This window comes from Arthrobacter sp. R1-13, assembly GCF_054161475.1.
The window spans coordinates 1,504,546-1,517,527 of the sequence record NZ_CP096420.1 but is presented as its reverse complement, the minus strand read 5'-3'; the positions used below and the strand labels follow the sequence as shown (position 1 = coordinate 1,517,527).

Genomic DNA, 12,982 nt, shown 5'->3' with positions numbered 1-12,982 from the left:
TATCTTGTAAACAGCCGTTTGCGGCTGAGGAATGGGCTAAAGGGGTATCAGAAAATGCTGATGGGCTTAACGATGTCGGCATAAATCAACAACGCCCCCATTCCCATGAGCAGGACCGCCACCACATACGTCACGGGCAGGAGTCTGGCGATGTCAAAGGCACCAGGATCCGGCTTGCCGAAGAGCTTGGCCACCCTCCGTCGTGCACCCTCGTACAAGGCGCCTGCCACGTGCCCGCCATCCAGGGGAAGCAGCGGAATCAGGTTGAACACAGCGAGCGCGAAGTTCAAGCCGGCCAGAAGCCCGACCAAAACGGCCAGCCTCGATTGAACAGGTACCTGCTCCATGGCCGCCACCTCACCGGCCACCCTGCCCACGCCCACGACGCTGATAGGACCGTTCGGGTCACGTGGTTCCTCGCTGAAGGCCGCCTGCGCAACGCCCGCCACCCTTGCCGGGAGGTTAAGGACGACGCCGGCTACCTGCCGTATATTCTCCCCTGCCATGGGCAGCACGGAGGACGCCGGCTGCTGAACAAGTGCCGTCTGGGCTCCGATGCCAAGGAATCCCACCTCCTGATAGCGCGACTGTCCTTCAGCGTCCAGCGCCGGCCTTCCGTCCTCACCGATGATCGGGCGGGCGGAGAGAACCGGAGTGACGGTAGTGGTGACGGGAGCGCCGTCGCGTTCCACCGTAATGGTGACCTCCCTGCCTGCCGATTCACGAATCCAGCCGGTCAGCTGCTCCCAACTGGTGACAGGTTTGCCGTCGAAGGACGTAATGGCGTCCAGGGGCTTAAGCCCGGCCGCAGCGGCAGGGGTGAGCGTGCAATCCGGGGAATCCGGATCGACCGTCTCGCCAGCCTTGACCTGGCACCTGGAGACGTCGGCAACTGTGGTGGTGGCAGTTGCAATGCCGAAACCCATGAGCAGCACGGCTGTGAGCACGAGGCCTATCAGCAGGTTGGCAGCTGGCCCGCCCAGCATGATGATGATCTTCTTCCATACAGGCAGCTGATAGAAGAGACGCCCCTCATCGCCTGGCCCGACTTCCTGGTGAGCCACGGATCGCGCTTCGCTGGCAAGGGTCTGGAACATTCCCGTGCTGGAGGGACGTACCGCCCCGTCCTCTTTGTTGGGCGGATACATGCCGATCATCGACACATAGCCGCCCAGGGGGATGGCTTTGAAACCGTACTCAGTCTCACCCCTGCGCGTGGACCAGAGCGTGGGGCCAAAGCCGATCATGTATTTGGTGACGCGAACCTTGAACAGCTTCGCCGGCAGCAGGTGCCCCAGTTCATGAAGCGCAATAGACACTGCGATGCCGATGGCCACGAAAACGACACCGAGGATAAAAAGGAGGACGGGGTTCATGCTTGGCTGCTGCTTCCTAGAGACTGCTCATAGCTAAACGTTCATGGGTCCGCGCACGTGCCCACTTTTCAGCATCCAGCACGGACTCAACAGACAGCAGGGAAGACCCTGAATGTTCACTGAGGACGGCTTCGATCGTATCCACAATGTCCGTGAACCGGATTTTCCCCGCATGGAAGGCCACCACCGCTTCCTCGTTGGAGGCGTTGAAGACTGCCGGGAAGGTGCTCCCTTGCTTGGCTGCATCCTTGGCCAGGTCCACGGCGGGAAAAGCGGTGACGTCCAGCGGTTCAAAGGTCCAGCTGGTGGCCTTGGTCCAGTCACACGGGCGGGCCGCGCCCGGCACCCGGTCCGGCCATCCCATTCCGAGCGCGATCGGCAGCCGCATGTCAGGTGGGGAAGCCTGCGCAATGATGGAACCGTCGACGAACTGCACCATGGAATGGACTACGGATTGCGGATGGACCACGACGTCGATCCGGTCCAGCGGGATATCGAACAACAGGTGCGCCTCGATGACTTCCAGCCCCTTGTTGACCAGGCTGGCCGAGTTGGTGGTGACCATAAGCCCCATATCCCAGGTCGGATGGGCCAGGGCGTCGCTCGGCGAGACATCGTGAAGCTGCTCCCTGGACTTTCCGCGGAACGGGCCACCGGAGGCCGTAAGGATGAGCCGGTCAACCTCTGACGCCGACCCGGACCGCAGGCACTGGGCGATCGCGGAGTGCTCGGAATCCACCGGAACAATCTGGCCTTCGCGTGCAGCGGCCTTCACGAGGGAACCGCCCACAATCAGGGATTCCTTGTTGGCCAGGGCAAGGATGGCGCCTGACTTCAGTGCTGCAAGGGTGGGCGCAAGGCCAATGGAACCTGTGATGCCGTTGAGGACGACGTCGGCCTCCACCTCAGCGATCCGCGTGGAGGCATCTGCCCCGGTGATGATTTCGGGCTGGTAGCCAACGATGCCCGCTGCGCCGGCGGCAACCTTGATCAGGCGCTGAAGTTCAGCACCGTCGCCATCCGCGATACCTACAGCCTGGGCACCCGTATGGACCGCCTGCCGGGCAAGAAGTTCCAGGTTTCCGCCCCCGGCACTGAGGGCTACAACCCGGAAAAGGTGGGGAGCGCCGTCGACCACTTCGATCGCCTGGGTACCGATGGAACCCGTGGACCCGAGGAGGACAATTCTGCGTGGCTGCCCTGAAGTGGAATGGCTGGCGCCCGAAATCTGCATGATTCAAGTATCCCGCACTGCGAAGGGGCTCCGTCCCGGCTGTCCTGCTTTCAAGTCCGAAGGATTGACGGTATGCGCAGCCGGCGTAGCTTAAATGATGTGGACTGGGTGGGTTGGTTCGACGCGCCGGACTACGGGATTGCCCGGGAAGTACTGCAGCGGGGCATCGCCGCGGTTTACTTCATCGCGTTCCTGTCCGGCATGAATCAGTTTCCGGCGCTGCTGGGCGAACACGGCTTGCTCCCCACTCCCCGGTTCCTGGGACGTTATGGACGCATGGCCATGCCAACGCTCTTCCGCTGGCGCTACTCGGACCGCCTGTTGAGGGCTGTCTGCCTGACGGGGATGGCAATCGCCGTGACGCTGGTGGCCGGCCTTCCGCAGCTCGGGCCGCCGTGGCTTCCCATGATCGCGTTCCTTGCCTTGTGGCTGCTATACATGTCCATCGTGAACGTGGGCCAGACGTTCTACAGTTTCGGATGGGAAATCCTGCTGCTGGAAGCGGGCTTTATCGTGGCCTTCCTTGGCTCCAACCAGACTGCGCCGCCTAAGACGATCCTCATCCTGCTCGCCTGGCTGCTGTTCCGTCTCGAATTCGGCGCCGGCATGATCAAGATCAGGGGCGGAAGCGAGTGGCGGGATCTGACGGCGCTGTACTACCACCACGAAACCCAGCCTATGCCGGGCCCGCTGAGCAGGCAGGCGCACCTCCTGCCAAAACCGTTGCACAAGATGGAAGTCCTCGGGAATCATTTCGCCCAGCTGGTGGTCCCCTTCTTCCTGTTCGCCCCCCAGCCGTTGGCGAGCATCGCGGCCGGCATCATCATCTTCACCCAGCTGTGGCTTGTGGCCACAGGGAACTTCGCCTGGCTCAACTGGATCCCCATCGTGCTCGCCTTTTCCGCGATTAGTGATTCGGTGCTCCACTCCCTGGTGCCGGCCATTCCGCTGGACCTGCACCCCGCGGAACAGCATTCGGCAGCGGGAGCGGGAGCGGCCAGCGATACTCCCCTGTGGTGGCTGGTCATTGTCTTGGCTGCCTCCCTCCTGCTCGTGGTGCTGAGCTACTGGCCCATCCGCAATCTCTTCGCCCATCGCCAGCTTATGAACGCCAGCTTCAACCGCTGGCAACTCGTCAACACTTACGGCGCTTTCGGCACAGTGACAAAGCAGCGCATCGAGATGGTGGTGGAGGGGACCCTCACTGAGGATCCGGACGATGGCGACTGGCGCGAGTACGGCTTCAAGGGAAAGCCCGGAGATGTGTACAGGCTGCCGAGGCAGTGGGCTCCGTACCACCTGAGGCTGGACTGGCTTATGTGGTTCCTGCCCCTGCGCACTGTGCATGAGGAGTGGTTTTACGCTTTCCTCGGCAAACTCCTTGAAGCTGACCGCAAGGTTCTGAAGCTGCTGCGTTATGACCCGTTCGACGGCGCCCGCCCCCGCTGGGTGCGCGTCCGCAGCTGCCTCTACCGCTTCTCCACCCGGGCGGAGTACCGGGAGACAAGGCAGCGCTGGATCAGGACACCTCTCTACGAAGTGATACCACCGCTGTCTTTGCCACCGGATCAATAAACGGAAGCAGAACGTCAGGCAGCCGGCTTAAGGGCGTACCGGCGCTCCGGCCGCCCCGCGCCGTATTTGAGCCGCACGTCCACCCTGCCTTCGTCATTGAGATACTCCAGGTAGCGGCGGGCACTCACGCGGGATGTACCCAGCAGATCAGCCACCTCGGCGGCAGACAGATCAGTATCAGAGGAGCCAAGCACCTGCTCCACACGCTCCAAAGTTTCCGGGCTGCAGCCCTTCGGCAGAGGCCGCTGACCGCCCTCTACCCCGAACAAGCGGTTGACGTCGGATTGCTCTGCGACGTTTTTGGACGAATCCAGGCCCTGGTAGGCGATCCGGTAGTGCTCCAGCCGTTCCTGCAGATCCGTTTGGGAGAAGGGCTTGATGAGGTAGTGGACGATGCCACCCCGTAGGGCACGACGCACCGTTTCCACCTCCCGCGCTGCACTGATAACAAGCACGTCGAGCCTGGGAGCAACCTCGCGAAGCTGCAGCATGAGGTCAAGCCCGTTCACATCCGGCAGGTGGATGTCCAAAAGAACCAGGTCGGGCTGCAGCTCCCTGGTCTTCAGGATGGCGTCAGCACCAGTATGGGCAGCGCCAACGACGGCGAATCCAGGGGTCCGCTGGATGAAACCGGCGTGCACCTTCGCCACCATAAAGTCGTCGTCGACTATCAGGACTTTGATCACAGCTCCAGCCTCCGCTGTTTCAGTTCCGCTTTGAACACTGCTCCTCCATCATTGGCAACAGACAGCTCGCCGCCGCGCCTTCGGCAGACCACACGCGAGAGCGCGAGGCCGAAGCCGCGGCCCTCCTCGCTGCTGTGCTGTTTGGTGGTAAACCCCTGCCGGAAGATCTTTTCCGCGGCGTCCGGGGAGACGCCCGGGCCGGAGTCGCGGACGGTGACTGTCACGTCGTCGTCGCCCTCTTCCACGGACACCTTAACTATTGCCTTCGTCCTGCCCGTAACGGCGTCGAGAGCGTTATCCACGAGGTTTCCGACGACCGTTACCAGGTCCCGTGACAGGGCGTCATCCACGCGTCCCAGCAAGGAATCCGGGTCCAGCTGCAGAGTGACTCCGCGCTCGGTTGCAAGGCTGGTTTTGGCTATCAGCAGGGCAGCCAACGCCGGATCCTCTATCCGACTGGTGACCTCATCGTTAAGCCTGGTCCGGTCCAGGGTGGCGCCATTGACAAACTGCACCACCGAATCGTACTCACCGATCTGGATAAGACCTGATATGACGTGCAACTGGTTGGCAAATTCGTGCGCCTGGGCCCGCAGGGTATCGGTCGCCGTCCGGGTGGCGCCCAACTCACGCTCCAGGGAGGACAGCTCGGTGCGGTCGCGGAGCGTGGTGACGGACCCGATGTCGCGTCCCCGCGAGCGGATGGACACCCGGTTCAGCACCAACAGCCGCTCACCCACCAGGACCAGTTGGTCCGGGCTTGACTGCTCGCGGGTGAGGACGTCCTTTAAGGCCGCGTCCACCGGGAGCGTTGCCAGGTTCTTGCCCACGCAGTCGGCCGGCAGGCCCAGCAGTTCACGGGCGCTGTCGTTGGCCACGGTGATCCGTTCATTGGGATCGAGTGCCACCACGCCCTCCTTCAGCCCGTGCAGCATTGCCTCACGGTTTTCAACCAGCCCGGTGATTTCACTGGGCTCCATGCCCAGGGTCTGCCGTTTGACCCTCCGGGCCAGCAGCAGGGATCCGGCAACACCCAGCACACTGGCCACACCGAGGTAGGTCAGGAGATTCGGGGCGGCATCGCTCAGCCGCTCCAGCATGGACGGGTAGTGACGGCTCACTGACGCAATGCCGATCATGTCTCCCTTGTCGTCGAGAACAGGGACATGGGCGGACAGGAAGACGCTGCCGGCTTCATCCACAACCCCTGTCCATGACCTGCCTTGCAACACCCGGCTCTCGCCAAGTTCCAGGGGCTGGCCCAGCAGGCTTGGATCAGACGAGGCCACCACAGTCCGGTCAAGCCTGGCCAACGCAACCTGGGTTGCTCCGGAAACTGACCGGACGGACTCTGCCACGGCGGGAAGGGCCGCACCTTCCCGCGGCTCGGCGGATGGCAGCAGCGTGCGAACTGTTGGATTACTGCCCAGGGCCTCGGCGGCGGACAAAGCCTGGCGTCCTTCGATCCGTTCAAAGGCGGCGGCGCTCTGCGCTAGCGAAATGGCCACCACGGCCACCAGGACGGCAAGGACTATCAGCAACTGGAGAACAAGGTACTGACCAGCGAGGGACATTCCTCTACGTCGAGTCACTGTGGTTGTTTCCTCTGGTGGTTCAGCAGGTCTGCTGGTTCTGCAGTAGCGGCGATTGGGTAATCCGGTGCGTGTCCGCGCTGGCTACCGGAACTCTACCGCAGCGTTTCGGGAGGGGGACGCCGGAAACGTGAACGCAATGAACTTAACTTTTTCTGCTTACAAAAGCGTGATGCACATCACCCTTGGGCCTAGCATCGGATCACCAGTCAGTTTTGCTGATCATTTTAGCGAGAAGAGGAACACCATGCGCCAGAACCGCGCATTGCGAATTGCCGCCGTCGCCGCCGGCATCGCCCTGATGGCCACCGGTTGCGGTGCCACCGGGGGCAGCTCCACCAATACATCTACCCCCGGCGCTGCTGCCGGGCCGGTGACAGGGCTCCAGATCATGGTCCCCAACACCCCGGGCGGCGGTTACGACACCACTGCCCGCGTGGCAGCCAAGGTTCTCGACGACGAGAAGGTTGCAACCAACACTGAGGTCTTCAACCTTGCCGGCGCCGGCGGAACTGTGGGCCTGGCCCGCATTGTCAACGAAAAGGGCAATGGCGATCTCACCATGCTCATGGGCCTTGGTGTGGTGGGCGCGAGCTACACCAACAAGTCAGAGTCCAAGCTGACGGACACCACCCCGCTGGCCAAGCTCATCGAAGAGCCCGGCGCCATCATGGTCAGCAAGGATTCGCCCTACAAGACCATCGATGACTTGGTGGCCGCGTGGAAGGCAGACCCCGGTTCCATCAGCGTCGGTGGCGGCTCCTCCCCGGGAGGCCCTGACCACCTGCTGCCCATGCAGCTGGCAGGAGCAGTTGGAATTGACGCCACCAAGGTGAACTATGTGGCCTACGACGGTGGTGGAGACCTTCTCCCTGCCATCCTGGGCAACAAAATCGGCTTCGCTGCTTCCGGCGCTGGCGAGTACCTTGAGCAGATCAAATCAGGTGGGGTCCGCGTTCTGGCAACGAGCGGCGCCGAGCGCCTGGAGGGTGTTGACGCACCCACGCTGAAGGAATCCGGCATCGACCTGGAGTTCACCAACTGGCGCGGGATTGTGGCTCCTCCGGGAATCACCGACGACGACAAGGCCAAGCTGATTGCCGCCCTCGAAAAGATGCACGGCACCGAGGGCTGGAAAGAAGCCCTTAAGAAGAACAGCTGGACCGACGCCTTTATCACCGGTGACGAGTTCGAATCCTTCCTGAGCGAGCAGGACAAGCGGGTGGCTGACGTTCTCACGAAGCTTGGCTTGGCGTGAGCTCCTCACCATCTTTGACTTCCAGGCTCAAAGGCCGCTCCGAGCTTGGGGTAGCCCTCCTGCTCGGGGCGGCGGGCGTCGTCGTCCTGGTGGACGCCCTTCGCCTGGTAACCCCGTATTCCCAGTCAGATCCGGTGGGACCGAAGACCCTGCCGTACATCGTGGCCGGCCTGCTGATCGTCTGCTCCGTCCTGCTGGCACTGAACGTGCTGCGCGGCGGGCAGGGTGAAGCCGAAGGCGGCGAGGACGTGGATCTCTCCCATCCCGCCGACTGGAAAACCGTCCTGCCGCTGGTCGGAGCGTTCGTCGCCAACATCCTGCTCATTGACTGGGCCGGTTGGGTGATCTCGGGAACAGTCCTGTTCTGGGGCAGCGCATGGGCCCTCGGAAGCCGGCACTATATCCGTGACGGCCTCATCTCGGTGGCCCTGTCCGTCCTGACGTTTTACGGCTTCTACCTCGGCCTGGGCATCCCGCTGCCGGCCGGTCTCCTGAAGGGGGTTCTCTAAATGGATGTTCTCTCCTCCCTCATGGACGGCTTTGCCACCGCCCTGACGCCAATGAACCTCCTCTACGCCTGCATTGGCGTCATCCTGGGTTCCGCCGTAGGCGTGCTGCCGGGCCTTGGCCCCGCAATGACCATCGCCTTGCTGCTCCCGGTCACGACCGTCCTTGAACCCACCAGCGCGTTCATTATGTTCGCCGGCATTTATTACGGCGGTATGTACGGCGGCTCCACCACCTCGATTTTGCTGAATACACCGGGCGAATCGTCGTCGGTGGTCACAGCCATCGAAGGCAACAAGATGGCGAAGGCCGGCAGAGCCGCGCAAGCCCTTGCAACAGCGGCGATTGGCTCTTTCATCGCCGGCACCATAGGCACCGCACTGCTGGCAGTCTTCGCGCCGGTCGTCGTGGAGTTCGCCGTCAGTCTGGGCTCCCCGAGCTATTTTGCCATCATGATTCTTGCCCTCCTTGCTGTGACGGCAGTCCTCGGCTCGTCGAGATTGAGGGGCTTCGCTTCCCTGGGGCTCGGTCTGGCGATCAGTCTGGTGGGCATGGACAAAGTCACAGGCCAGCAAAGACTCACCTTCGGGCAGCCCTTGCTGGTTGACGGCCTGGACATCGTGGTGGTGGCCGTGGCCATCTTCGCCCTGGGCGAGGCACTATGGGTGGCCGCCCACATGCGACGCACTCCGTTGCAGGTTATCCCTGTTGGCCGTCCCTGGATGGGTAAAAAGGACTGGAAACGGTCCTGGAAGCCCTGGCTCCGCGGAACGGCGTTCGGCTTCCCCTTCGGTGCCCTTCCCGCCGGTGGAGCAGAGATCCCCACGTTCCTCTCCTATGTGACCGAGAAGCGCCTCAGCAAGCATCCTGAGGAATTCGGCAAGGGTGCTATCGAAGGTGTTGCGGGGCCGGAAGCAGCCAACAACGCCGCTGCCGCCGGCACCATGACGCCCCTGTTGGCCTTGGGCCTGCCCACGAATGCTACCGCGGCCGTCATGCTCGCAGCGTTCATCCAGTTCGGCATCCAGCCGGGACCGCAGCTGTTCGAGAGCGAGGGACCGCTGGTGTGGGCCCTGATCGCGAGCCTCTTCATCGGCAACTTCCTCCTCCTGCTCATCAACCTTCCCCTGGCTCCGATGTGGGCAAAAATCCTGCAGCTCCCGCGGCCGTACCTGTATGCGGGCATCCTGTTCTTCGCCACGCTGGGCGCCTATTCGGTAAACCTGCAGGCGTTCGACCTGGTGCTACTGCTGGTGCTCGGTGCATTGGGATTCATGATGCGCCGCTTCGGGCTCCCCGTGCTGCCTCTCATCCTCGGTGTGATCCTCGGGCCGCGTATCGAAGAACAACTTCGGAGGACTATCAAGCTGTTTAACGGAGATCCGGCCGGGCTTCTTAGTGAACCAGTTGCCGTCGTTGTGTACATCATCATTGCGGTCATCCTCATCTTCCCGTTGCTGATGAAGCTCTGGCGCCGCAACCATCCGGTCCCCAGCCTCTTGTCCGCGAACGACACGCGTGGATCCGAACCGACAGACGTCACCCGCGGCAATGTCACCCATGCCGGCCACCGCTCCGACGGAAAAGATGGCGCCGACGGCGGCGATGCGGGCGACGGCGACGGGTAGGCAGTACCCACTCCCCTCCACGCCAGAAGACCACAAGGCACAAACCACAGACCACAGGAGAAACAGTGAGCATCATCGTTGGCTACGTTCCCACGCCCGAAGGGGCAGCAGCACTGGAAGCGGCAATCGCCGAGGCGCGAAAAAACAAAGCGCTCCTCGTCATCATCAACTCCTCCCGCGGGGACGCCCTCGTGGACAAGCGCTACGCCCAGGTGGAGGACATCGCCAGCATCGAGCAGCGCCTGAAGAAGGAAGGAATCGAGCACATCATCCAGCAGCCTGTGCGCGGGAACGATGCCGCCACAGAGGTGCTTCAGGCCGCGGAACAGCACCGTGCCGACCTCGTCGTCATCGGCCTTCGGAGGCGCACCCCAGTCGGGAAACTGATTATGGGAAGCACCTCACAACAGATACTGCTCGAGGCAGACTGCCCGATTCTTGCCGTCAAGGCCGCTCCGGCTCACTAGGGGCACCTCCGGCATTGGAGGCAATAGGAACATCGACGGCGTAGCGAACGCCGAGTGCAGGCGGCGGGTGGAAAGGAATCACTTTCCACCCGCCGCCTGCTGCTGTCAGATGCAGACTGCCCTCATAATCGATTCATCTACTAACCGTGCAACGGCTACCCCTTCAGCTGCTCCCACCGGGGCGCTGGGAAGGACTCCATGACAAGGTTCCGCCTGGCCATTCTTGACGACTACCAAAACGTGGCTGAGGACTTCGCCCCGTGGAGTTCCCTGGCCGCCGACGGGGTGGAGGTGACAATATTCAACACCCCCCTTGGCTCCGACAGTGCAGTCGCCGCTGCACTGTCAGACTTCGAGGTCATCGTAGCCATGCGCGAACGGACCCCTTTCCCCCGCCAGGTCCTCGAAAAACTGCCGAATTTGAAATTGCTTGTCACTACAGGTGCCGCCAACGCTGCCATCGATCTGGAGGCCGCTAAAGAGAACGGGGTGGTTGTCTGCGGCACGGGCGGCTCCCCCACTGCCGCCCCGGAACTGACCTGGGCCCTGCTGCTGGCCTTCACCCGCAATCTCACCGCAGAAGAAACCTCCCTGCGGAATGGCCGGTGGCAGAGAACCGTGGGTTTCGAGCTGTCAGGGAAGACGCTGGGCATCGTGGGTCTTGGCAAGATCGGACACAGGATCGCCGCCTACGGGAAGGCCTTCGGCATGGAGGTGCTGGCATGGAGCCAGAACCTGACCGAAGAGACCGCAGCGGCCGCCGGTGTACGGAAAGTCAGCAAGGACGAGCTTTTCCGGAAGTCCGACGTCGTGAGCCTCCACCTGCGCCTCTCCGAACGGAGCGAGGGCATCGTGGGCGAACGGGAACTGCGTCTCCTCGGACCCGACGGCGTTCTCGTGAACACTTCGCGAGGCCCGCTGGTGGACCAGCAGGCCCTCCTCGATGCCCTTCACGCTGGGCACATCCGCGGAGCCGCGCTCGACGTCTATGATCAGGAGCCGCTTCCGCTTGGGCACCCGCTCCTCGATGCCCCGAGGACAGTTCTGACTCCTCATCTGGGCTACGTTACCCATGAGAGCTACAGGGCTTTCCTCGGTGGGGCGTTCGAGGATGTCAGGGCCTGGCTCGACGGCTCCCCGCTCCGGAGACTGGCTTAGGATCAGCGTCCACTAAGTGCCAAGTGGGCGAGTTCTGTTAGGCGCCAGTCGCGTGACTCTTCGTGCGCCGTGATGGTGATGACTGCGTTTTGGGCGTCATCGATGACCACATACTGCCCATATTTACCGTCGAGCCGCCAACAGTTGCCCGGCCCGTTCCATGCAGCGAGGCCGTAGCCTTCGGAAGGCGGGCTACCGCCGGTTTCGACCCACGAGCTGTGCATCCGGTCCACCCATCCTGGGTCGACGAGCTGCTTGCCTTCCCAGCGGCCGCGGTCGCGAAGCAGGCGGCCGATCCTTGAGAGCTCTTCTGTGCGCAGTTCCAGTCCGCTCCCTCCGACGATCCAACCCAGGGGGCACCGGTGCCATTGCGGGTTGTGGATGTCCAGCGGGTCGAACAGGCGGGGCATGAGCCAGTCCCGTACATCGCCGGCGACGGCACCGAGCATGCGCATTGCTACATACGTGCTCGCGTCGGTGTACTGGAATTTTGAACCAGGGCCGGAAGTTGGTCTTCTGAGCATCTCCTGGGCCAGGTCTGGCCAGGACACCGGTTGGTCGCCGAACCAGGCGAGCTTGTCTGGAATGTGCTCGACCTTCACTGACGCTCGTAAGCGGGCGTGAGTGTTGGCTTCCCGTCGTCCGCTCCTTAGCGGCCTGAGACGGGCCTGGTACCGGACCGGCGCACCATGGCTTCGGCATGCTTGAGAATGGGACCGTCGATCATCTTGCCCTTGAACTGAAAAACTCCCGACCCTGCGCTGGAGGCTGCTTCCAGCAGCTCGTTGGCCTCGGCGACCTCGGACTCGGAAGGCGCGTACGCATCCCGGACAACAGCCACCTGGTTGGGATGGATGCACGCTTTAGAACTGAAGCCGGACGCCACAGCATCGCGGCTTTCGGCAGCCAGGCCGTCGAGGTCGGGGATGTTCACGTACACGGAATCAATGGCTTCCTTGCCGTAGGCCCGGGCCGCCAGCAGCACAGCCGAACGGGAGTGCAGGGCCACGGCCCGGTAGCCGCCGTCGTCGTTCCTGCTTGAGGTTCCGCCCAGGGAGGCGAGCAGGTCCTCGGCACCCCACATGAGGCCCACCACGTTGGGTTCGGCAGCTATGGCGGGAGCGCTGATGATTCCGGCTGCGGTTTCGCAAAGCGCAATGACACTGAACCCTTCAAGTGCCCGGACCTGGGCCGCATTCTCGGTTTTGGCCAGCATGACTGTCCGGTAGGGCGTGTGGGCGAGGCAGTGCAGGTCCTTCTCAAACTCGTCCGTGCCCGCCGGGTTGAGGCGGACAATGGTCCGGGTGGGCTCGAGTTCCGGCACATCTCCCTTGGCGCCCAGCTGGGCGAGGATGGCGCCCCGGGCACGTTGTTTGTCTGCCGGCGCCACAGCATCCTCCAGGTCAAGGATGACGGCGTCGGCGCGTTCGGCCGCTTTCAGGTAGCGTTCCGGCCGGTCGGCAGGGCAGAACAGCAGGGCAGGACCCATCACAAACGTCAT

Annotated in this window: 12 protein-coding genes; 6 read left to right on the top strand and 6 right to left on the bottom strand. The window is 62.8% G+C overall.

The features are described from left to right. Positions 1–47: 47 nt before the first annotated feature. Both M1D88_RS06905 and dxr read right to left on the bottom strand, forming a co-directional pair. Positions 48–1,376, bottom strand: a complete 1,329-nt coding sequence (locus M1D88_RS06905) for a M50 family metallopeptidase (protein ID WP_458113804.1) — start codon at positions 1,374–1,376, stop codon at positions 48–50. A 16-nt stretch (positions 1,377–1,392) separates the two neighbouring features. After that, entirely contained in the window at positions 1,393–2,610 is a 1,218-nt protein-coding gene (dxr, locus tag M1D88_RS06900) for a 1-deoxy-D-xylulose-5-phosphate reductoisomerase (RefSeq protein WP_458113803.1), read from the bottom strand. A gap of 72 nt (positions 2,611–2,682) precedes the next feature. Between dxr and M1D88_RS06895 the strand changes: the two genes are divergently transcribed. Continuing rightward, positions 2,683–4,185: a lipase maturation factor family protein gene (locus M1D88_RS06895; protein ID WP_458113802.1), complete on the top strand. Its 1,503-nt coding sequence runs from the start codon at positions 2,683–2,685 to the stop codon at positions 4,183–4,185. Positions 4,186–4,199: 14 nt separating this feature from the next. On the opposite strand, the gene M1D88_RS06890 is transcribed toward M1D88_RS06895, so the two are convergent. Next, entirely contained in the window at positions 4,200–4,871 is a 672-nt protein-coding gene (locus tag M1D88_RS06890; protein WP_458113801.1) for a response regulator, read from the bottom strand. Beyond that, positions 4,868–6,445 carry a sensor histidine kinase gene (locus M1D88_RS06885; RefSeq protein ID WP_458113800.1) on the bottom strand — a complete coding sequence of 526 codons (1,578 nt, stop codon included), beginning with the start codon at positions 6,443–6,445 and terminating at the stop codon, positions 4,868–4,870. The genes M1D88_RS06890 and M1D88_RS06885 overlap by 4 nt, the downstream gene beginning before the upstream one ends. Before the next feature lie 265 nt (positions 6,446–6,710). On the opposite strand from M1D88_RS06885, the gene M1D88_RS06880 reads away from it, so the two are divergent. From M1D88_RS06880 to M1D88_RS06860, 5 genes are all read left to right on the top strand, one after another. Then, entirely contained in the window at positions 6,711–7,721 is a 1,011-nt protein-coding gene (locus M1D88_RS06880) for a Bug family tripartite tricarboxylate transporter substrate binding protein (RefSeq protein ID WP_309107713.1), read from the top strand. Beyond that, positions 7,718–8,230 carry a tripartite tricarboxylate transporter TctB family protein gene (locus M1D88_RS06875; protein WP_309107714.1) on the top strand — a complete coding sequence of 171 codons (513 nt, stop codon included), beginning with the start codon at positions 7,718–7,720 and terminating at the stop codon, positions 8,228–8,230. Before M1D88_RS06880 ends, M1D88_RS06875 begins: the two co-directional genes overlap by 4 nt. Continuing rightward, positions 8,231–9,856, top strand: coding sequence for a tripartite tricarboxylate transporter permease (locus tag M1D88_RS06870; RefSeq protein WP_458113799.1), 1,626 nt, complete (start codon positions 8,231–8,233; stop codon positions 9,854–9,856). Positions 9,857–9,921: 65 nt separating this feature from the next. Then, positions 9,922–10,323, top strand: coding sequence for a universal stress protein (locus tag M1D88_RS06865; protein ID WP_458113798.1), 402 nt, complete (start codon positions 9,922–9,924; stop codon positions 10,321–10,323). A 198-nt stretch (positions 10,324–10,521) separates the two neighbouring features. Next, a complete protein-coding gene (locus M1D88_RS06860) occupies positions 10,522–11,481 on the top strand; it encodes a D-2-hydroxyacid dehydrogenase family protein (RefSeq protein ID WP_458113797.1) in 960 nt (319 codons plus the stop codon). 2 nt (positions 11,482–11,483) lie between these two features. Here the strand turns inward: M1D88_RS06860 and M1D88_RS06855 are convergent, their stop codons facing one another. Both M1D88_RS06855 and M1D88_RS06850 read right to left on the bottom strand, forming a co-directional pair. Beyond that, on the bottom strand, positions 11,484–12,083 hold the full coding sequence (locus tag M1D88_RS06855) for a serine hydrolase (protein WP_458113796.1): 600 nt from the start codon (positions 12,081–12,083) through the stop codon (positions 11,484–11,486). A gap of 47 nt (positions 12,084–12,130) precedes the next feature. Next, complete coding sequence (locus M1D88_RS06850; RefSeq protein ID WP_458113795.1) at positions 12,131–12,982, bottom strand: HpcH/HpaI aldolase/citrate lyase family protein; 852 nt, start codon at positions 12,980–12,982, stop codon at positions 12,131–12,133.